Source organism: Kitasatospora sp. NPDC088134, assembly GCF_044741705.1.
Classification (GTDB): domain Bacteria; phylum Actinomycetota; class Actinomycetes; order Streptomycetales; family Streptomycetaceae; genus Kitasatospora.
Genome location: NZ_JBIUTD010000026.1, coordinates 96,135 through 116,056, shown reverse-complemented (window position 1 = coordinate 116,056; position 19,922 = coordinate 96,135). Strand labels below are relative to the sequence as shown.

Here is a 19,922-nt window from a genome sequence, read left to right as displayed (position 1 = left end):
GCGCGCCCACCCCACCACCCCCCCCGCGCGGGGGGGGGGGTGCCACCCCCCCCCCCCCCCCCGCGGCCGGGCGGGGGGGGGGGGGGGGGGGGGCGGGGGCCCCCCCCCCCCCCCCACGACCCGAACCCGGGGGTGCCGGCCCTACCGCGCGGTGCGCTCGTGCGAGCGGTCGCTGCGGGAGGCGTCCAGCATGGCGATCCGGTCGACGACCTTGACCCGCTCGCGGCCCTCGGCGGCGCCGAGGGCCTTCTCGTGCGCGTCCAGGGCGTGCCAGCCCTCCCAGGTGGTGAAGTCGACGCCGCGCGAGCGCAGGAAGTGCAGCACCGCGTCCTCGGCGGGTTCGGCGGCGCTGCGCAGCCGGCCCGCGGCGTGGTCCTCGACCAGGCAGGCGATCGTCTCGTTGGCGTCGCCCTTGGTGTGGCCGATCAGACCGATCGGGCCGCGCTTGATCCAGCCGGTGACGTACACCGAGGGCAGGTGGGCGCCGTTCTCCCGGACCCGGCCGGTCTCGTGCGGGACGGTCGCGCTCAGCGCGTCGAAGGGCAGCTTGGCCAGCTCGTCGGAGCGGTAGCCGACCGCGCGGTAGACGGCCTGCACCGGCCAGTCGCGGAAGGTGCCGGTGCCCACCGTGTTGCCGGTGCCGTCGAGTGCGGTCCGCTCGGTGCGCAGCGCGACGACCTTGCCATCCGCGCCCAGCACCTCGACCGGGTTCTCGAAGAAGTGCAGGTGGATGCGGTGCGGGCGGTCGCCGATGTCGCGGATCGCCCAGTTCTCCAGCGTCGAGGCGACCATGTCGGCCTGCTTGTTGGCGCGTCGGGTGGCGATCGACGCCTCGTCGTAGTCGATGTCCTCGGGGTCGACGACGACCTCGATGGTGGGGGAGTGGTCGAGCTCGCGCAGCTCCATCGGCGAGAACTTGGCCTGCGCGGGGCCGCGCCGCCCGAACACGTGCACCTCGACGGCGCGGTTCGCGGCCAGGCCCGCGTGGACGTTCGGCGGGATCTCGGTCGACAGCAGTTCGTCGGCGGTCTTGGCGAGGATCCGGGCCACGTCGAGCGCGACGTTGCCGACGCCGAGCACGGCGACCTGCTCGGCCTCCAGCGGCCACTCGCGCGGGACCTCGGGGTGCCCGTCGAACCAGGAGACGAACTCGGCCGCGCCGTAGGAGCCGTCCAGCTCGATGCCGGGGATGTTCAGGTCGCGGTCGGCCTCGGCGCCGGTGGCGAAGACCAGGGCGTCGTAGAAGCGGTGCAGCTCGTCGAGCGACAGGTCGCCGGGGTAGTCGACGTTGCCGAGCAGGCGGACCTGCGGCTTGTCGAGGACCTGGTGCAGGGCGGTGACGATGCCCTTGATCCGGGGGTGGTCGGGGGCGACGCCGTAGCGGATCAGGCCGAACGGGGCGGGCAGGCGCTCGATCAGGTCGATGGAGACGCCGGGGGCGACGGCCAGTTCGGACTTCAGCAGCGCGTCGGCGGCGTAGATCCCGGCGGGGCCGGCACCGACGATGGCCACCCGGACGGGGCGGGGCATGGGCAGGTACTCCTGTTCGGCTCGGGGCGCGTACCGCCAGCCTTCCGGCCGGCGGGCGCGCCCGGTACGGGGCTTCGGCTTATGGCGTCATAAGCCGAAGCTATGGCCCCCCAAAGTTCCGCCTATGCGGCCGCCCCGTGCCTCCAGCATGCCCGACCCCACACCCGTTCCCGCCCCGGGGCCCCGCCGACCGCACCCGCCGACCGCACCCGCCGACCGCACCCGCCGCGGCCCGGCTCACTCGTAGCGCAGCCGCAGCGAGTCCGCCTCCTCGGCCAGGATGCGCTCCAGGGTCAGCGCCGGATCGCCCAGGTGGGAGAGGGTGATCTCGGCCGAGGTCGGCGCCGCGTCCGCCGGCAGCCACTGCTCGGGACGCCACGCCGAGGAGCGCAGGAACGCCTTCGGGCAGTGCTGGTACACCTCGTCCGCCGCCACCACGATCGCCGTCCGCGGCGGCTTGCCCACCGCCGTCAGCCGCTCCAGCAGCCGCGGGTCCTCACTCACGCAGGCCCGCCCGTTGACCCGCAGGGTCGCCGCCCGGCCCGGCACCACGAAGATCAGCCCGGCCCGCCCGGTGGCGGCGATGTTGTGCAGGCTGTCCAGGCGCCGGTTGCCGGTCGCGTCGGGGATCGCCAGCGTCCGGTCGTCCAGCACCGAGACGAAACCGGGCGGGCCGCCGCGCGGCGTGGCGTCGCAGTTGCCGTCCGCGTCGGCGGTGGCGACGAACACCAGCGAGGCGCAGCCGACGAGCCGGCGCGCCGCCTCGTGCAGGTGGTCGACCTGCTTGCGCCGCACCAGCTCGCTCGGCTGCTCGTAGAGCTCCCGCAGGCGGGAGGGTTCGCGGATCGCGTCCGCGGCAAGGGCGTCGAAGATCACGTGTGCCGACCCTAGACCCGCCCGCCCGGCCGCGGCCAGGGGATTTCACCAGGGGGGCCTCAGGCCTGCACAGGGGATCTCAGACCTGCAGCGGCACCGCGTGCACCTCGTCCGCCGGGTGCCCGGTGCGCTCGTGCACCCGCTGCACCGCCTCCCGGGACGGCGCCGAGGACAGGCAGTACACCGTCCCCGACTCCGGGTCCGCCCAGGCCTGCTGGAAGTCCACGCCCTCCTCGCCCTGCACCGCCAGGTCCGCCTCGTGCGCCGCCTTCAACTGCTCGGCGGTGATGCCCGCCATCCCGTGGTGGACGTCCATGAACATCGCCATCGTCGCTCAACTCCTCGGCCGGAAGTCCTTCGTACGGAGAACCATTCCCTCCCAGCCTCCGTCCGGGACGTGAACCAGGCCACAGGACGCGTCCTTGCCAGCGGCACGCACCCCCGTGCAACAATGCTGGTGCAGTAGCAGTGACGTTCAGCGCACTCCGGGGTCGGTGAAAATCCGAACCGGCGGTTACAGTCCGCGACCCGTCCGCAGCCAGCGGCCGGTTGACCAGGTGAAATTCCTGGACCGACGGTTAAAGTCCGGATGGGAGGCGTGCGCGGCGGAAAAGGTGTGTTCCACACCGCGGCCCACCCTGGGGCCGGGGTGCGGCGGTACGGCAGCAGGCCCGTGTCCCGGCGAGGAAGCCCGGACGTGCGGGTGTGCCCCGCTGTCGTCGGACGACCACCCCTTCCGCAGTCAACTCCCTCGTGCCGCCCCGGAGTCCGCGCCCCAAGCGCGAGGAGAACCCGGGTGTTCACCGGCATCATCGAAGAGCTCGGCGAGGTCGTCTCCATCGAGGAGATCGGCGAATCCTCGCGCATCCGCCTGCGCGGCCCGGTCGTCACGGCCGACGCCCACCACGGCGACTCCATCGCGGTCAACGGCGTCTGCCTGACCGTGCTCGAAAAGAACGACCAACTCGCCGCGCAGCCCGGCGAGTTCAGCGCCGACGTGATGCGCGAGACGCTGCAGCGCTCCAGCCTCGGCGCGCTGCGCCCCGGCTCCCGGGTCAACCTGGAACGGGCGATGGCGCTCGGCGCCCGGCTCGGCGGCCACCTGGTGCAGGGCCACGTCGACGCCACCGGCACGCTGCTCTCCCGCGCCCCCGGCGACCTCGACGCGGACGGGAATCCGCGCTGGGAGGTGCTGCGTTTCTCCCTGCCGCAGCCCATCGCGCGCTACCTGGTGGAGAAGGGGTCGATCACCGTGGACGGAGTGAGCCTCACCGTCGTCGAGGCCGCCCTCGACTCGTTCACCGTCTCGCTGATCCCCGCCACCCTCGAACTGACCACGCTCGGCGCCAAGCAGGTCGGCGAGCCGGTCAACCTCGAGGTGGACGTGCTCGCCAAGTACGTGGAGCGGCTGCTCGACACCCGCGCGCTGCCCGACACCCTGGGGGGAAACAAGTGAGCTCCTTCGGAGAACTGACGTTCCAGGCCTTCGGCGAGACCGTCAAGGTCGCCGACATGACCGGCAACCTGATCGGCCTGACCGCGCTCGCCCTCGGCTGGCGCCGCTCGGTCCTCACCTGGCCCGCCCAGCTGCTGGCCGGCGCCGTCCTGATCACCGCCTTCCTCGGCGGCCACGTGCCCGGCCTGATCGGCAAGCAGGTCGTCGTGGTGGTCACCGCTCTCTGGGGCTGGGCCCAGTGGAGCCGCGGCCGCCGCGACACCGGCGGCGTCGAGGTCCGCTTCGCCACCACCCGCGAGCGGGCGGTGCTGATCGGCGCCACCGCGGCCGGCACCGCCGCCGTCGCCGCCCTGTTCCACGCCTTCCCGAACCTGTCCTGGGCCCCGCTGTTCGACGCCTACATCTTCGTCGGCACGCTCGCCGCGATGTACGCGCAGGCCCGCGGCTGGGTCGAGTTCTGGTTCGCCTGGCTGGCCGTCGACCTGGTCGGCGTCCCCTACGCCTACCAGCACGGCTACACCTTCACCGCGCTCACCTTCACCGTCTACTTCTTCCTCGTGCTGGCCGGCCTGGTCAGCTGGTGGACGAAGGCCCGCACCGTCCGCACCGGCACGCTCACCAAGGGAGTCGCAGCATGAGCAGCACCACGGTCGAACCGCTCGCCCTCGACCCGGTCGAGCGGGCCGTCGCCGACATCGCCCTCGGCCGCGCCGTCATCGTGGTCGACGACGAGAACCGGGAGAACGAGGGCGACATCGTCTTCGCCGCCTCCGCCGCCACGCCCGAGCTGATGGCCTTCACCGTCCGGTACTCCTCCGGCGTGATCTGCGCCCCGATGACCGGCGAGGAGCTCGACCGGCTCCGGCTCCCGCCGATGACCCGGGTCAACGAGGACCGCAAGGGCACCGCCTACGCCGTCTCCGTCGACGCCCGCGACGGCGTCTCCACCGGCATCTCGGCCGCCGACCGGGCCCGCACCGTCCGGCTGCTCGCCTCGGCCGGCACCGCGCCCGCCGACCTGACCCGCCCCGGGCACGTCTTCCCGCTGCGCGCCGTCGACGGCGGCGTGCTGGTCCGCCCCGGCCACACCGAGGCCGCCGTCGACCTGGCCCGCCTGGCCGGGCTGCCGCCGGCCGGCGCGATCGCCGAGGTGGTCAACGACGACGGCACCATGGCCCGGCTGCCCGAGCTGCACGCCTTCGCCCGCGAACACGGCCTGGCGATCATCTCGATCGAGGACCTGATCGCCTACCGGCGCCGCACCGAACTGCACGTCGACCGCGCCGCCGTCACACAACTTCCCACCGAGCACGGCGAGTTCACCGCCGTCGGCTACCGCGGCACGATCGACGGCATCGAGCACCTGGCCCTGGTGGCCGGCGGCCTGGACGCCGACGGCCGACTGCCCGACGGCGAGGACGTGCTGGTCCGGCTGCACTCCGAGTGCCTGACCGGCGACGTGTTCGGCTCGCTGCGCTGCGACTGCGGCCCGCAGCTGCAGGCCTCGCTGGCCGCCGTCGCCGAGGCCGGCCGCGGCGTGGTGCTGTACCTGCGCGGCCACGAGGGCCGCGGCATCGGCCTGGCCCACAAGCTGCGCGCCTACCAGCTCCAGGAGCAGGGCCGCGACACCGTCGACGCCAACCTCGACCAGGGCCTGCCCGCCGACGCCCGCGACTACTCGATCGGCGCGCAGATGCTCACCGACCTGGGCGTCCGCTCGCTCACCCTGCTCAGCAACAACCCGGCCAAGCAGGCCGCGCTCACCGAGCACGGCCTCAAGGTCACCGCCCGCCGCCCGCTGCCCACCGCCGCCGGCGAGCACAACCTGCGCTACCTGCGCACCAAGCGCGACCGGATGGGCCACGACCTGCCGTGGCTCGACGACGAGAACAGCTGACCACCCCGCCCAGCAAGCCCACGCACCACCGGAAACACGTACCACCGGAAACGCGTACCACCGGAAAGAGGAAGCAGCCATGGCCGGCCACGGAGCCCCCGTCCTGTCCCCGCAGAACTGCGCCGACCTGAAGGTCGCGGTGATCGCCGCGCAGTGGCACCAGCAGGTGATGGACGGCCTGCTGGACGGCGCGCACCGCGCCCTGAAGGAACTCGGCATCGACGGGGCGACCGTGGTCCGGGTCCCCGGCACCTTCGAACTGCCGGTCGCCGCCAAGCGGTTGGCCGCGCAGGGCTACGACGCCGTGGTCGCCCTCGGCGTGGTGGTCCGCGGCGGCACCCCGCACTTCGACTACGTCTGCCAGGGCGCCACCCTCGGCCTGACCCAGGTGTCGGTGGACACCGGCGTCCCGGTCGGCTTCGGCGTGCTGACCTGCGACACCGAGCAGCAGGCGCTGGACCGGGCCGGCCTGCCGGACTCCGCCGAGGACAAGGGCCACGAGGCGGTCACCGCGGCCGTCGCCACCGCCGCCGCGCTGCGCGAGGCCGCCGCCCCGCAGGGCTGACCGCCCCACGGCTGCCCCACGACCGGGCCACGACCGGGCCGCGACCGCCCCGCCGTCGCCCCACGGTCGGGGCCGGTCCGGGCCGGGTTCGCACCGTGGCTGTCCACCGGACTGTCCACGGTGCGGAACCGTTTACCGTCCGTCAGCCCGCACCCCGTAAGGTGAGGACATCATGGCTTCCAAGACATTCGAGGAGCTCTTCGCCGAGCTCCAGCAGAAGGCCGCCACCGGCGACCCCGCGACCTCCCGCACCGCCCAGCTGGTCGAGCAGGGCGTGCACGCGATCGGCAAGAAGGTCGTCGAGGAGGCCGCCGAGGTCTGGATGGCCGCCGAGTACCAGTCCCCGGCCGAGGCCGCCGAGGAGATCTCGCAGCTCCTGTACCACGTCCAGGTGATGATGATCGCCCGCGGGCTGACGCTCGAAGACGTCTACAAGTACCTCTAGTCCCACCTCCATTGCTCGCCAACGCGAAGGGTTCGCCACTCATGCTCCGCATCGCCGTCCCCAACAAGGGTTCGCTCTCGGGTCCCGCGGCGGAGATGCTCCATGAGGCCGGCTACCGGCAGCGCAAGGAGGCCAAGGAACTCGTCCTGGTCGACCCCGACAACCAGGTCGAGTTCTTCTTCCTGCGCCCGCGCGACATCGCCGTCTACGTCGGCTCCGGCCGGCTCGACGTCGGCATCACCGGCCGCGACCTGCTGCTGGACTCCGCCTCGGAGGCCGAGGAGGTGCTCGCGCTCGGCTTCGCCGGCTCGACCTTCCGGTTCGCCAAGCCGGTCGGCGTGCCGCTCGCCGACGTCCGCGACCTGGAGGGCCTGCGGATCGCCACCTCCTACACCGGGCTGGTCGAGCAGCACCTCGCCGAGCACGGCGTGAAGGCCACCGTCACCAAGCTGGACGGCGCCGTCGAGACCGCCGTCCACCTGGGCGTGGCCGACGCGATCGCCGACGTGGTGGAGACCGGCACCAGCCTGCGCAACGCCGGCCTGGAGGTGTTCGGCGACCCGATCATGGTCTCGGACGCCGTGGTGATCCGCCCCAAGGGCGCGGGCGAGGACGCCGGCGTCGACCAGTTCCTGCGCCGCCTGCAGGGCGTCCTGGTGGCCCGCCGCTACGTGCTGATGGACTACGACATCCGGGCCGAGAAGGTCTCCGACGCCGTCGCCCTCACCCCCGGCCTGGAGTCCCCGACCGTCTCCCCGCTGCACACCGAGGGCTGGGTCGCGGTCCGCTCGATGGTGCTCCGCAAGGAGGCGCAGCGGATCATGGACGACCTGTGGGCGATCGGCGCCCGGGCCATCCTGGTCACCAACATCCACGCCTGCCGCCTCTGACCGATTCCCGATCGATCCCGATTGATCCCGATCGACCCCACGGGTGGGGGCCGCGCGGCTCCCACCCCGTTCTGGAGCCACCCGTGTCCGTGCCCGCACCCGCCGCCGCCCTCCCCGTCACCTGGGCGCCGCGCCGCAACCGCGCGGTGCTGTACACGCTGTGCGCCGTGCTGGTGGTGCTGTTCACCGTGCTCGCCGTCGCGCTGCCGGAGAACTGGCAGTTCAACGACCGGGTGATGATGGTCTGCTCCGGCCTGCTGTTCGCCGCGGTCGGCGCGATGCTGGCCCGTCCCAAGGTGGTCGCCGACGACGCGGGCCTCACCGTGGTCAACTTCGTCCGCAGCCGCCGGCTGTCCTGGGCCGAGGTGGTCCGGGTCAACTTCCGGGCCGGCGACCCCTGGGTGACGCTCGACCTCGCCGACGGCACCGCGCTGGCCGCCGTCGGCATCCAGCCCGGCGGCGGCCGCGAGCAGGCCGTCCGGGCCGCCCGCGCCCTGCGCGACCTGGTCGAGGAGCGCGGCGCCGCCGCCCGCGACTGACCCCCGCCGCCTCCCCCGGGACCGGTCCCGCCGTCCGCGAAACCGACCGCGCGCACCGGACACGTGCACCGGACACGCCACCGAACGGGCGGGTCGAACAAGATCCCGGAACCGTTCGGGTATCGTCTACGCTGGTAAAACCGCGGCAAAGCCCACTCGTGTGTCCGGCCCGCCGCGTCCACCCGCGACCAGAGGAGTGACACCTCCCCTCGATGGACGATCCGTCCGGTAGTACCCGCGCCGCCATGCACGTTTCCAGCCGGGGAAGGCGGGCGGCCCGATGACCACCGCCTGGCTCCTGCTGCTCGCGGCCTTCCTGCTCATCCTCGCCAACGGCCTGTTCGTGGCCGCCGAGTTCGCCTTCGTGACCGCCGACCGCGGCACCGTCGAACGCGCCGCGGCCGGCGGCGACCGCCGCGCCAAGAGCCTCGACAAGGCCCTGCGCCGACTGTCCTTCCAGCTCTCCGGCGCCCAGCTCGGCATCACCATCACCTCGCTGGTGGTCGGCATGCTCGCCGAACCGGCGCTCTCCACCCTGCTCGGCCCGGTCTTCACCGGCGTCGGCCTGCCCGACTCCGCCGCCCGCGGCACCGCGGTCGCGGTCGGCCTGGTGCTGGCCACCGTCCTGCAGATGGTGATCGGCGAACTCGTCCCGAAGAACTGGGCGATCTCCCGGCCGGTCCAGGTCGCCTACGCCGTGGTCGGCCCGCAGCGCGCGTTCTCCGCCGCCTGCCGGCCGCTGATCTCCTTCCTCAACGGCTCCGCCGACCGGATCGTCCGGGCCTTCGGCGTCGAACCGCAGGAGGAGCTCGACCACGCCCGCACCCCCGACGAACTCCTCTCGCTGGCCCGGCACTCCTACCGGGCCGGCGCCATGGACGAGCAGTCCGCGACGCTGTTCGTCCGCACCCTGGGCCTCGGCGAGCTCACCGCGGAGTCCGTGATGACCCCGCGGATCGACGTCGCCGCGCTCCAGGAGGACGCCACCGCCGGCGACGTGGTCAACCTGACCCGGGCCACCGGCTTCAGCCGCTTCCCGGTGTACGCCGACAACCTCGACGAGGTCACCGGCACCGTCACCCTCAAGGACGCCCTCGCCGTCCCCGCCGAGCGCCGCGACCACACCAAGGTCCGCCACCTCGCCGCCCCGCCGCTGCTGGTCCCCGAGACCATGCCCGCCGAACGCCTCCTCGACCTGCTGCGCGGCCGCGAACCGATGGCCGTCGTGGTCGACGAGTACGGCGGCACCGCCGGCGTCGCCACCATCGAGGACATCGTCGAGGAGGTGGTCGGCGAGGTCCAGGACGAGCACGACCCCGCCGACACCCCCGACCTGCGCCCGCTCGCCCCGCGCGACGGCCTGCCGGTCTGGGACGCCGACGGCCGGGCCCGGCTCGACCAGCTCGACCGGATCGGCCTGCACGCCCCCGACGGCCCCTACGAGACCCTCGGCGGCCTGCTCGCCGACCTGCTCGGCAAGCTCCCCGCCGTCGGCGAGCAGGCCCACCTGCCCGGCTGGGAACTGACCGTCACCGCGGTCGACCGGCACCGCACCAGCCGGGTCGAGGTCCGCCGGGTCCCCGAGGACGACCGACACGACCAGGACGGCACCCGATGAGCGCCCTGCAACTCGCTTTCGCCCTGCTCCTGCTGCTCGGCAACGCCTTCTTCGTCGGCGCCGAGTTCGCCGTCATCTCGGTGCGCCGCAGCCAGATCGAACCGCTCGCCGAGGCCGGCGACAAGCGCGCCCGCACCGTGCTGCACGCGCTGTCCAACGTCTCCGCGATGCTGGCCGCCGCCCAACTCGGCATCACCGTCTGCTCGTTGCTGCTCGGTGCGCTCGCCGAACCCACCATCGCGCACCTGCTGGAGCCGGTCTTCCACGCGCTCGGCGTCCCCGACTCGGCGATGCACCCGCTCAGCTACGCCGTCGCGCTCGCCATCGTGGTGTTCCTGCACATGGTGATCGGCGAGATGGTGCCGAAGAACCTGGCCCTGGCCGGCCCGGAGAAGGCCGCGCTCCTGCTCGGCCCCCCGCTGGACCGGCTGGCCCGCTGGCTCGCCCCGTTCATCGCCTTCCTGAACGCCTTCGCCAACGGCGTGCTGCGGCTGTTCCGGGTCGAGCCGAAGGACGAGGTCGACTCGGTCGCCACCAGCGAGCAGCTGCTGCTGATGCTCGCCGACTCCGGCGAGGCCGGACTGCTGGAGGACAGCCGCCGCGAACGCCTGGCGGACGCCCTGGAGATGGGCAGCCGCCCCGTCACCGAGGTGCTGCTCGACCCCGAGCAGCTGGTCACCGTCGGCCGCGAGGTCACCGGCGAGGAGATCCAGCGGCTCGCCGTGCGCACCGGCTTCTCGCGCTTCCCGATCGCCGACGAGCAGGGCACCGTCCTCGGCTACCTGCACGTCAAGGACTCGCTGGAGGCCGACGACCTCGCCGCGCCGATCCCGGCCCGGCTGTGGCGGCCGATCACCGTCCTGCGGGCCGGGCTGCCGCTGGACGACGCACTCGCCGCGATGCGCCGCGCCGCCGCCCACCTGGCGGCCGTGGTCGACGCCGACGGCCGCCAGCTCGGCCTGGTCGCGTTGGAGGACGTCCTGGAGGAGCTGGTCGGCGAGGTCCACGACCCCGACCACCGGCCTCCGGCGGCCGCCGCGCGCTGAGTCCCCGCGTTCCCCGCGTGGGGATGTGGCCTGCCACACCCCCACCGGGTGGCGCACCGCAGTGACCGGCCGCCCGGCGCGCGGCATCGTCGTCCGCATGACGACCACCGCACGCCGGACCCGCCTGCCCGCCGCGCTCGCGGCCCTCTTCCTGCTCGCCTTCGTCCTGCTGCCCGGCGCCCTCGTCGACCCCGGCGACCTGCGCGGCGCGCTGCCCGCCGGGCCCGCCGCCTCGCCACCGCCACCACCGTCGCCTGCGCCCTGCTCGCCGCGGGCTTCGCGGGCCTCGCCACCGCCAACACCGGTGTCGCCGCCGACCCGGCCCCGGCCCTGCTGGCGTTCTTCCGGGGCGGCTGGTGACGGCCCGTCAGGCGCCCAGGTAGGTCAGCACGGCGCGGACCCGGCGGTGCTGGGAGGCGTCCGGCGGGAGGCCGAGCTCGGCGAAGACGTTGCCGATGTGCTTCTCGACGGCGCTGGGGGACAGCACCAGGCGGCGGGCGATCGCCGCGTTCGAGTGGCCCTCGGCCATCAGGCCGAGCAGTTCGCGTTCGCGGGGCGTCGGCGCGGCCAGCGGGTCGGCCCGCCGGCCGGTGAGCAGCCCGGCCACCACCTGGGGGTCGAAGACCGTGCCGCCGCCGGCGACCCGGGCCGGCAACACGGGGGAGAGGACGGCCGGCGGCGCCGCCGTCAGCAGGTACCGGGACTCGGCGAGCGTCCGCCGCACCGTCCGGACCAGGGCCGGGGCGGGCGACGGCAGGGCCATGGGCCCAGCATACTGTCGCCCGCCCCGGCCGCTCCGAGCGCGCCCGGCCCGGCCGGAGGCGCTGCTCAGGCCACGCTGACGGTTACCGAGGTGAAGCCGAGCGAGCCGAGCAGGCCGGTCAGCATCGCCTTGGTGTTGTTCTCGGCGGTGACCGTCAACTCGGTGTCCTTGGCGGCCTTCTGGATCTTGTCGACGGCGAGCAGCTCGACCTTGTGCTGGTCCTCGGAGCTGCTGTCCGAGGAGAAGAAGTCCCCGAACCGGTCGAACAGGCCGCGCTCCTGCGAGTACATGTAGGACTTCTTGACGTCCAGCGCGGCGTCGGCGAGCTGGGCGTGCGGGATGACGATGGTCGCGGTCCGCCGGTCCTCGGAGACCTTGACCGAGTCCGGGCCGAGCTTGCCGAGGTCCACGTACGCGCCGACGGTGCCCGCGCCGACGTACAGGCTGCGGGTGCCGAGCAGGGCGGACGGCAGGAACTTGGCCTCGTTGGCGAGGTCGACGATGACCTGGAAGTTGCCGGTGGCCGCGGTGTAACGGCTCATGTTCTGCACCGACTTGAGGACCACCGGCTGGCTCCGGTCGACGGTCTTCTCCTCGAACGGGCTGGTGAGGCCCGGCAGCCAGCCGAGGTTCGCGGCGCCGAGGAACAGCGCAGCGATCACCGCCAGGGTGATCGGCAGGGATATGTACCAGGGCACACGACGACGCACGGTCGCTCCTTCTCGCGGGGCCGGGTCCTGCGCCCGACCCTCGCGCGGAACGCTATCGCCCGTCACTGACGGCCGTCGATCAGTTCGCCGTACGCCTGGAGGAGATCCGGCAGCCGCAGGGTGGCCAGGTCCTCCCGGGAGGGCACGCCGTGCTGCCCGGAGAGCCGCAGGTCCCGGTAGGCGCACGACTTCTCGTACAGGGTGCGGACGAAGCGGCCGTTGCCGAGGCGGTCGATCCAGCCCTCGGCGACCACGTGCGCGCAGATCGAGGACAGCTCCTCGGTCGCGTCCACGTCCCACGCGTCGCCGTCGACCAGCGCCAACTTCTGGCCGATCTCCGCGAGTTCGGCCGGCCGGTAGGAGGGGAAGTCGACCCGGGTGGTGAAGCGGGAGTTCAGGCCCGGGTTCGTCGCCAGTAGTCGGTTCATGCCCTCCGGATACCCCGCGAGGATGACGACAAGCCGGTCCCGGTTGTCCTCGGCCCGCTTCAGCAGCACCTGCAGCGCCTCGTCGCCGTACGCGTCGCCCTTGCTGTAGCCGGAGTTGGCCAGCGAGTACGCCTCGTCTATGAACAGCACGCCGTCCAGCGCCGAGTCGATCAGTTCGTTCGCCTTCACCGCCGTCTGGCCCAGGAACTCGCCCACCAGGTCGGCCCGTTGGGCCTCCACCAGGTGGTCGCCGGAGAGCAGGCCGAGGGCGTGGAACACCCGGCCGAGGATGCGCGCCACCGTGGTCTTGCCGGTGCCGGACGGGCCGGAGAACACGAAGTGCCGCTTCGGCGGCTGCACCGGCAGCCCGCGGTCCGCGCGCAGCCGGGCCATCCGCAACTGGGCCGACAGCGCCCGCACTTGACGCTTCACCGGGTCCAGGCCGACCATCGCCTCCAGCTCCGCCAGTGCCTGGTCCAGCTCCAGCCGGGCGGCCGGCGCCGGGTTCGGCCCCACCGCCGGGATCGCCGCCGCCCCGGGCCAGTTGCCCAGCCGCAGCGGTAACGGCGAGGCCCCCGCGGCCCGTTCGGGTCTTCCGCCGCCGCGCGGCTCCGCGCCGAACGGCTCGCCCCCGTACGCCTCGCCGACCTCCTGGACCCGCTCCGGCCCGGCCCCGTCCGGCTCCGGCTCCCCGTCGTACGGCGCTCCGTCGTACGGCGCCCCGTCGTACGGCGCGTCCTCGAACGGCGCCCCGTCGAGCGGCAGTTCCTCGAACGGCGCCCCGGCCTCCGGCGCGGTGCCCCGGTACTCGCCGTACCCGGCGCCGTCCAGCAGCCCGTCCTCGGAGATCGCCGCCAGCCGCTGCGCGGTGTCCATGAACGCCGGGTCGGCCCGGTGCACCGCCCGGTACAGCGGCAGCGCCGCCGCGCTGCGGCCCGCGCCCTCGTACGCCCGGCCCAGCCAGTACCGCAGCTCCTTGCGCTGCGGCTGCTCGGAGCGGCAGCGCGCCAGCGAGGCGGCCAGCGGACGCTGCGCCTGCGCGCACATGTCGAGCCGGACCCGGGCCATGCCCGCGAACAGGCCGGCCTCGATGCCGAGCACCGGGTCGTCGAGCAGGCGGTCGGTGTCCCGGATCAGCTGCTCCCAGTCCTTCATCAGGTAGGAGCGGCAGGCGTGCAGGAAGCGCACCGCGGGCTCGCGCTCCGGCGGCGGACACTCCGTCAGGGCCTGCTCCAGCTCGGCCAGGTGGCGGCCGTCCAGCCAGTGCGAGGCGTGCGCGAGCGCGAGGTCCTGCGGCGTCTCCAGCACCGGCTGCACCCACCAGCCCAGCCAGTACCAGGAACTGAGCGGCCGCCGGTGCCGCTCGCGCTGCTCGCCGAACCTGGCCCGGTGCCGCTGCATCGCCAGCAGCGCGCCCGCGGTGTCGCTGCGCAGCGCGTGCAGGCCCAGCCAGGCGTCCGCCATGCCCGGGTCGGTGTAGACCGCGGCCCGGAACTCCTCCTCGGCCCGCGCGTAGGAACCGGCCGTGTACGCGTCCATGGCGCGCGTCCAGGCCCGGTCGGCCTCCGGATGCGGACCCGCGGCGGCGGGCCCGTTGCCGCCGCCGGAACTCTCCACCGTCACTGACGCCCCCCGCCAGACCCTCGCGGACGCACATGCGCGCCTGCGTGGCATGGTACCGGCGCGGGGCTGATCCGTAAGGGTGCCGCGCCGCCCAAATGGCGCGAGACGATCGGGTGTTGACGCGCTCGGCGGCGCGATCCGGACCGTCGGGGAAGGGGGAACGGCGTCTCCGGCTCACGGGGGAACAAACCGGAGACGCCGTGTCTGTGGTTGCGGATTCAACTGATTTCCGCGACACGCAGAACTTAGATCCTGGCGACGTCGCAGGTCAAGACCACCTGAAACGGTTCACTGAGGGTGCTCCCGACGATCCGCCCGGTGATCCCGTCGACCCGCGCACCGGCGTGCGGACGGCTCGGATCGGCGGCGAAGTGCGCCTCCTCGGCGCGCGCCCAATCCGCCCAGAAGTCGGCCAGTTCCGGACCGTCCCGCTCCTCCCCGCGGGCCCGCGCGGCCGCCCGGTCGAGCTCCATCCACAGCAGCGCGGCCAGCACGGGGCGCACCGCGCGCCGGCCCGCGCCCACCCCCTCCAGCAGCACCACCGGCGCGGGCGGCAGCTCGGCGGACGCACCGAAGGCGCCCGCCACCCAGTCGTACACCTCGTACCGGGCCCGCTCGCCGCAGGCCAGCGGCTCCAGCACCTGCGCGCGCAGCCGCTCCACCCAGCCGAACGGCTTCCGGTGGGTCGCCAGGTCGTCCAGGTGCAGCACGGGCGCGCCGCCGAGCGCCGCCGCCAGCCGGCCCGCGAACGTGGTCTTGCCCGACCCGGCGTAGCCGTCCACGGCGACCAGCCGCACCGGGCCCAGCGAGGGCGGCAGCGCGCGCAGTGCCGCGGCGAGCGCGGCCAGGTCGGCCGGCTCGGGGGAGGGGTCGGTCATCCGGCCAGCGTACGCGGGCCGGGCCGGCGGCCCGGGCGTCGTCCCCGGGCGCGGTCTCTCCGGGCGTCGTGCCCCGGCTGCGGTGCCCCGCTGCGGTCAGGCCGCGCGGCGGTCGCGCTGGGCGGGCACCAGGGCGCGCACCGCGCGGTGGGCACCGGCGTGCGAGAACGGCTGGGTGCGCCAGTCCAGCTTGCCGGGCAGCGCCACCAGGTTGTCCGGGCCGTCCGGCGCCGCGGACTCCTCGCACTCCGGCAGCTCGGCCGTGGGGGCGCCGGTGCCCGGGCAGATGGCGGGCTGGAAGGGGTTCCACGCGGAGGTCAGCACCGCGTGCTGGGGCAGGCGCTCCTCGTCCCCGATCAGGGCGATCGGGCGGTCGCACGCCGGGCAGTGCACCCGGACGGTGTCCCAGGCGTCGGCCGCGCCCGGGTCCGCCCCGAAGGACGGCTCGGACGCGCCGGGTTCCTCGACGTCGGAACGCTGGTCGGTGGAAGGCATTGATCCCCCTCGGAATCGGGCCGGAGTCTCTCGTTGTCCGGGCCACCAGCAGCACTTCCCCCTGACGGGACCTCATAATCCTGCGCTCCGGCGCACGGTGATGCACGTCCTGTGTTCCTCGCCACATTCCGTTGGCATGTGCCCCCCGGATGCGCCCCCCTGGTGAGCTGTCTGCACAGCCCCGCCCCGATCGAGTAGGTTGACGACTCGTGGAGGAACTCGACCAGCGCATCGTCCAGCTGCTGCTGCAGGACGGACGGATGAGCTACACCGACCTGGGCAAGGCCACCGGCCTGTCCACCTCGGCCGTGCACCAGCGGGTGCGCCGCCTCGAACAGCGCGGCGTCATCCGCGGCTACACCGCGATCGTCGACCCCGAGGCCGTCAACCTCGCGCTGACGGCGTTCATCTCGGTCAAGCCCTTCGACCCCAGCTCGCCCGACGACACCCCCGAGCGGCTGGAGGGCCTCCCCGAGATCGAGGCCTGCCACAGCGTCGCCGGCGACGAGAACTACATCCTCAAGGTCCGGGTCCCCGGCCCCGGCGACCTGGAGGACCTGCTCGCCCGCATCCGCACCGCCGCCGGCGTCTCCACCCGCACCACCGTGGTCCTCTCCACCCCCTACGAGGCCCGCCCCCCGAAGCTCTGAGGCCGCCGTCCGGAGTGCGAGACTGGACGCCATGACCGAACGCACCCCCCGGACCGTCCTGCTGCGCGGCGGCAACGTCTACAGCCCCGCCGACCCCTTCGCCACCGCCATGCTGGTCGAGGGCGGGCACGTCGCCTGGGTCGGCAGCGACGGAGCCGCCGAGGCGTACGCCGACGGCGCCGACGAGATCGTCGAACTGGACGGCGCCCTGGTCACCCCCGCGTTCGTCGACGCCCACGTGCACGCCACCGCCACCGGCCTCGCCCTCACCGGGCTCGACCTCACCGACTGCGCCTCGCTCCCCGAGGCCCTGGCCCGGATCGCCGCCTTCTGCGCCGAGCGCTCCGAGGCCACCGCCGCCGGGGGCGTGCTGATCGGCCACGGCTGGGACGAGACCAACTGGCCCGAGGGCCGCGCCCCCTCGCTCGCCGAACTCGACGCCGCGGCCGGCGGCGCCCCGCTCTACCTCTCCCGCACCGACGTCCACTCCGCACTCGCCACCAGCGCGCTGCGGGCCCTCGTCCCCGGCCTCGCCGACACCGCCGGGCACCACCCCGAGCAGCCGCTCACCCGGGACGCCCACCACGCCGTCCGGGTCGCCGCCCTCGCCCACCTCACCCCCGGACAGCGCCGCGCCGCCCAGCTCGCCACCCTGCGCCGCGCCGCCGAACTCGGCATCGGTGCCCTGCACGAGTGCGCCGGCCCGCAGATCTCCTCCGCCGAGGACCTCGCCGCGCTGCTCGCCCTCGCCGCCGAGACCCCCGGCCCCGAGGTGCACGGCTACTGGGGCGAACTCGGCCCCGCGGGCGTCGCCACCGCGCAGCGCCTCGGCGCGGCCGGCGCCGGCGGCGACCTGTTCGTCGACGGCGCCCTCGGCTCCCGCACCGCCTGCCTGCACGACCCCTACACCGACGCCCCGCACACCGGCGTCGCCTACCTGACGGCCGATCAGGTCGCCGAACACGTCACCGCCTGCACCGAGGCCGGCCTGCAGGCCGGGTTCCACGCCATCGGCGACGCCGCGATCACCGCCGTCGTCGACGGCGTCCGGGCCGCCGCCGACAAGCTCGGCGCCGACCGGGTCCGCGCCCTGCGCCACCGGGTCGAGCACGCCGAGGCCCTGACGCCCGAGACCCTGGCCGCCTTCGCCGAACTCGGCCTCACCGCCTCCGTCCAGCCCGCCTTCGACGCCGCCTGGGGCGGCCCCGACGGCATGTACGCGGCCCGGCTCGGCGCCGAACGCGCCGCCGCCCTCAACCCGTTCGCCGCCATGCTGCGCACCGGCGTCCCGCTCGCCTTCGGCTCCGACGCCCCCGTCACCCCGCTCGACCCGTGGGGCACCGTCCGGGCCGCCGCCTTCCACCGCACCCCCGAGCACCGGATCTCGGTCCGGGCCGCGTTCACCGCCCACACCCGCGGCGGCCACCGCGCCCTCGGCCACGACCAGGACGGCGTCCTGGTGCCCGGCGCGATCGCCTCCTACGCGATCTGGGCCACCACCGACCTGGTCGTCCAGGCCCCCGACTCCCGGGTCGCCGGCTGGTCCACCGACCCCCGCTCCGGCACCCCCGGCCTGCCCGACCTCACCCCGGGCGCACCCCTCCCCACCTGCCTGCGCACCGTCGTCCGCGGCCGCACCGTGTACGAGCGGTAGCACGCCGGCGGCCCGGGAACACCCGCTCGGGAGTGCTGTACCTTTCGGAGGACGTCGAACGAGTCCGATCCCCGCCCGCGCGGGGTGATCCCCCAGAGAGGTGGTGCGCAGGTGGCACTGCCCGTATCGCAGGAGCAGCCGGTGGCGGAGGAGAAGTCCGAGCCGCCGGCGCGGACGCGGGGCGGCCGCCGGGGCTGGTGGGGCCGCACCGGGCTGGCCGCGCTCGGCGGCACGGCGCTGGCCCTCGCGTTCCCGCCGTTCGACGCCTGGCCGCTGTCGGTCCTCGCGGTGGCCGGGCTGACGCTGCTCACCCGCGGCCGCACCGCCCGGCACGGCGGCTGGCTCGGATTCGCCTTCGGCGTCCCGTTCTTCGTGGTGCTGCTGTCCTGGCTGCGCCCGGTCGGCTGGGACGCCACCGTGGGCCTGTCGCTGATCGAGGCGCTGTTCCTGGCCGCGATGGGCGCCTGCCTGGCCCTGACCTCCCGGCTGCGCGGCTGGCCGCTGTGGGCGGCGATGCTCTGGGTCACCCAGGAGTGGGCCCGCGACCGGCTGCCGTTCGGCGGCTTCCCGTGGGGCCGCCTGGCGTTCGCCAACACCGCCAGCCCCTACACCCCGCTCGCGGCGCTCGGCGGCGCCCCGCTGGTCACCTTCGCGGTCGCCGCCGGCGGCACCCTGCTGGCCTGGGCCGTGCTCGCCCTGCTGCGGGCCCGGCAGGACGGGACCGACCTGCCGTGGCGCGCCCCCGTCGGCGCGGTCGGCGCGGTCGCGCTCGCCCTGGTCGGCTACGCCGTGCCGGTGCGCACCGCCGCCGCCGACACCGTGAAGGTCGCCCTGGTCCAGGGCAACGTGGACCGCCCCGGCATGGACTTCCTGGGCCGGCCCATGGAGGTGCTCAACAACCACGCCGGCGCCACCGAGCAGCTCGCCGCCGACGTCGCCGCCGGGAAGGCCGCCAAGCCCGACGTGGTGATCTGGCCGGAGAACGCCTCCGACCTGGACCCGTTCAGCGACCCCGCGGCGTACGCCCGGATCGACCGGGCGGTCAAGGCCGTCGGCGTGCCCACCCTGGTCGGCGCGCTGGTCGACGGCCCCGACACCCAGCACGTCCGCAACGAGGGCATCGTCTGGGACCCGTCCTCCGGCCCCGGCGAGTCCTACACCAAGCAGCACCCGGTGCCGTTCGGCGAGTACGTGCCGTTCCGCGCGCAGCTGTCCAAGGTGATCAGCCGCCTGCAGCGGGTCGCCCGGGACTTCTACCCCGGCACCGGCAGCGGCGTCATGCAGCTCGGCCCGGCCCGGATCGGCGACGTGATCTGCTTCGAGGTGGCGTACGACGAGATCGTCCGCGACACCGTCAACCAGGGCGGCCGGGTGCTGGTCGTGCAGACCAACAACGCCACCTACAACCGGACCGGGCAGACCGAGCAGCAGCTGGCGATGTCCCGGCTGCGGGCCGTCGAGCACGGCCGTGCGGTGCTGATCGCCGCCACCAGCGGCGTCTCCGCGGTGATCGCCCCCGACGGCACCGTCGAGCAGCGCACCGACGAGATGACCCAGCAGGTGCTGAACGCGGTGGTGCCGCTGCGCGACGGCCGGACCGTCGCCGACAAGGTCGGCGCCGGACCCGAGTGGGCGCTCGCCCTCGGCGGCCTGCTGGCCTGCGCCTTCGCGGCGACCGGCGCGGTGCGCCGCCGCCGGGCCGGCCGGACGGCCTGAGGCTTTTTCCCCGACCCGGGGGAGCGGGCGGGGAGGACGGCGGGGTCGCGGAACACCGCGGCCCCGCAGCCCGTTGTGCCAGGTGGTGCCGTGGAACGCGGCCGGAACCGCCGGTCGCCGCGGAGAGCACCACGACGGAGTGG

At 74.3% G+C, this 19,922-nt stretch carries 19 protein-coding genes, 1 pseudogene and 1 riboswitch; of the genes and pseudogenes, 12 read left to right on the top strand and 8 right to left on the bottom strand.

Features of this window, described 5'->3' with window-relative positions; translation table 11 throughout:
• Nucleotides 1-141 precede the first annotated feature (141 nt).
• The 3 genes from ACIOHG_RS30490 to ACIOHG_RS30480 all read right to left on the bottom strand — a co-directional run bounded on the left by ACIOHG_RS30490 (nt 142) and on the right by ACIOHG_RS30480 (nt 2,734).
• Complete coding sequence (locus ACIOHG_RS30490) at nt 142-1,530, bottom strand: FAD-dependent oxidoreductase (RefSeq protein WP_400955370.1); 1,389 nt, start codon at nt 1,528-1,530, stop codon at nt 142-144.
• A 237-nt stretch (nt 1,531-1,767) separates the two neighbouring features.
• Entirely contained in the window at nt 1,768-2,406 is a 639-nt protein-coding gene (locus ACIOHG_RS30485) for an MSMEG_1061 family FMN-dependent PPOX-type flavoprotein (RefSeq protein WP_400955368.1), read from the bottom strand.
• 79 nt (nt 2,407-2,485) lie between these two features.
• On the bottom strand, nt 2,486-2,734 hold the full coding sequence (locus ACIOHG_RS30480) for an SCO4226 family nickel-binding protein (RefSeq protein WP_400955367.1): 249 nt from the start codon (nt 2,732-2,734) through the stop codon (nt 2,486-2,488).
• A gap of 149 nt (nt 2,735-2,883) precedes the next feature.
• A riboswitch (FMN riboswitch) is annotated at nt 2,884-3,011 on the top strand.
• A gap of 191 nt (nt 3,012-3,202) precedes the next feature.
• On the opposite strand from ACIOHG_RS30480, the gene ACIOHG_RS30475 reads away from it, so the two are divergent.
• From ACIOHG_RS30475 to ACIOHG_RS30435, 9 genes are all read left to right on the top strand, one after another.
• Nucleotides 3,203-3,862 (top strand): riboflavin synthase, encoded by a 660-nt coding sequence (locus ACIOHG_RS30475; protein WP_400703304.1) that lies wholly within the window; start codon nt 3,203-3,205, stop codon nt 3,860-3,862.
• A gap of 56 nt (nt 3,863-3,918) precedes the next feature.
• A complete protein-coding gene (locus ACIOHG_RS30470; RefSeq protein WP_400955384.1) occupies nt 3,919-4,500 on the top strand; it encodes a nicotinamide riboside transporter PnuC in 582 nt (193 codons plus the stop codon).
• Nucleotides 4,497-5,759, top strand: a complete 1,263-nt coding sequence (locus ACIOHG_RS30465; RefSeq protein WP_400955365.1) for a bifunctional 3,4-dihydroxy-2-butanone-4-phosphate synthase/GTP cyclohydrolase II — start codon at nt 4,497-4,499, stop codon at nt 5,757-5,759. Before ACIOHG_RS30470 ends, ACIOHG_RS30465 begins: the two co-directional genes overlap by 4 nt.
• Before the next feature lie 79 nt (nt 5,760-5,838).
• Entirely contained in the window at nt 5,839-6,324 is a 486-nt protein-coding gene (ribH, locus tag ACIOHG_RS30460) for a 6,7-dimethyl-8-ribityllumazine synthase (RefSeq protein ID WP_400703298.1), read from the top strand.
• Nucleotides 6,325-6,496: 172 nt separating this feature from the next.
• The gene (locus tag ACIOHG_RS30455; protein WP_400703295.1) at nt 6,497-6,769 is read left to right on the top strand and encodes a phosphoribosyl-ATP diphosphatase; all 273 of its coding nucleotides are present in this window, start codon (nt 6,497-6,499) and stop codon (nt 6,767-6,769) included.
• A 41-nt stretch (nt 6,770-6,810) separates the two neighbouring features.
• Entirely contained in the window at nt 6,811-7,659 is an 849-nt protein-coding gene (gene hisG / locus ACIOHG_RS30450) for an ATP phosphoribosyltransferase (RefSeq protein ID WP_400955363.1), read from the top strand.
• Between the two features lie 89 nt (nt 7,660-7,748).
• The gene (locus ACIOHG_RS30445) at nt 7,749-8,198 is read left to right on the top strand and encodes a PH domain-containing protein (protein WP_400955382.1); all 450 of its coding nucleotides are present in this window, start codon (nt 7,749-7,751) and stop codon (nt 8,196-8,198) included.
• 280 nt (nt 8,199-8,478) lie between these two features.
• Nucleotides 8,479-9,816 carry a hemolysin family protein gene (locus ACIOHG_RS30440; protein ID WP_400955361.1) on the top strand — a complete coding sequence of 446 codons (1,338 nt, stop codon included), beginning with the start codon at nt 8,479-8,481 and terminating at the stop codon, nt 9,814-9,816.
• Nucleotides 9,813-10,862 carry a hemolysin family protein gene (locus ACIOHG_RS30435; RefSeq protein ID WP_400955360.1) on the top strand — a complete coding sequence of 350 codons (1,050 nt, stop codon included), beginning with the start codon at nt 9,813-9,815 and terminating at the stop codon, nt 10,860-10,862. Before ACIOHG_RS30440 ends, ACIOHG_RS30435 begins: the two co-directional genes overlap by 4 nt.
• 367 nt (nt 10,863-11,229) lie before the next feature.
• Here ACIOHG_RS30435 and ACIOHG_RS30430 read toward each other — a convergent pair.
• From ACIOHG_RS30430 to ACIOHG_RS30410, 5 genes and pseudogenes are all read right to left on the bottom strand, one after another.
• A pseudogene (locus tag ACIOHG_RS30430) lies at nt 11,230-11,508 on the bottom strand (response regulator transcription factor); the annotation flags it as partial.
• Nucleotides 11,509-11,690: 182 nt separating this feature from the next.
• Nucleotides 11,691-12,335, bottom strand: coding sequence for a DUF4230 domain-containing protein (locus ACIOHG_RS30425; protein ID WP_400955359.1), 645 nt, complete (start codon nt 12,333-12,335; stop codon nt 11,691-11,693).
• 62 nt (nt 12,336-12,397) lie between these two features.
• Nucleotides 12,398-14,302, bottom strand: a complete 1,905-nt coding sequence (locus ACIOHG_RS30420; protein ID WP_400955381.1) for an AAA family ATPase — start codon at nt 14,300-14,302, stop codon at nt 12,398-12,400.
• Between the two features lie 329 nt (nt 14,303-14,631).
• Nucleotides 14,632-15,264: a uridine kinase gene (locus ACIOHG_RS30415; RefSeq protein ID WP_400955357.1), complete on the bottom strand. Its 633-nt coding sequence runs from the start codon at nt 15,262-15,264 to the stop codon at nt 14,632-14,634.
• A 96-nt stretch (nt 15,265-15,360) separates the two neighbouring features.
• A complete protein-coding gene (locus tag ACIOHG_RS30410; protein ID WP_400955355.1) occupies nt 15,361-15,759 on the bottom strand; it encodes a hypothetical protein in 399 nt (132 codons plus the stop codon).
• Between the two features lie 209 nt (nt 15,760-15,968).
• On the opposite strand from ACIOHG_RS30410, the gene ACIOHG_RS30405 reads away from it, so the two are divergent.
• The 3 genes from ACIOHG_RS30405 (at nt 15,969) to lnt (ending at nt 19,779) form a co-directional block, all read left to right on the top strand.
• Nucleotides 15,969-16,409, top strand: coding sequence for an Lrp/AsnC family transcriptional regulator (locus ACIOHG_RS30405; RefSeq protein WP_400955354.1), 441 nt, complete (start codon nt 15,969-15,971; stop codon nt 16,407-16,409).
• 31 nt (nt 16,410-16,440) lie between these two features.
• A complete protein-coding gene (locus ACIOHG_RS30400; protein ID WP_400955353.1) occupies nt 16,441-18,063 on the top strand; it encodes an amidohydrolase in 1,623 nt (540 codons plus the stop codon).
• 111 nt (nt 18,064-18,174) lie between these two features.
• The gene (lnt, locus tag ACIOHG_RS30395; RefSeq protein ID WP_400955352.1) at nt 18,175-19,779 is read left to right on the top strand and encodes an apolipoprotein N-acyltransferase; all 1,605 of its coding nucleotides are present in this window, start codon (nt 18,175-18,177) and stop codon (nt 19,777-19,779) included.
• Nucleotides 19,780-19,922 lie beyond the last annotated feature (143 nt).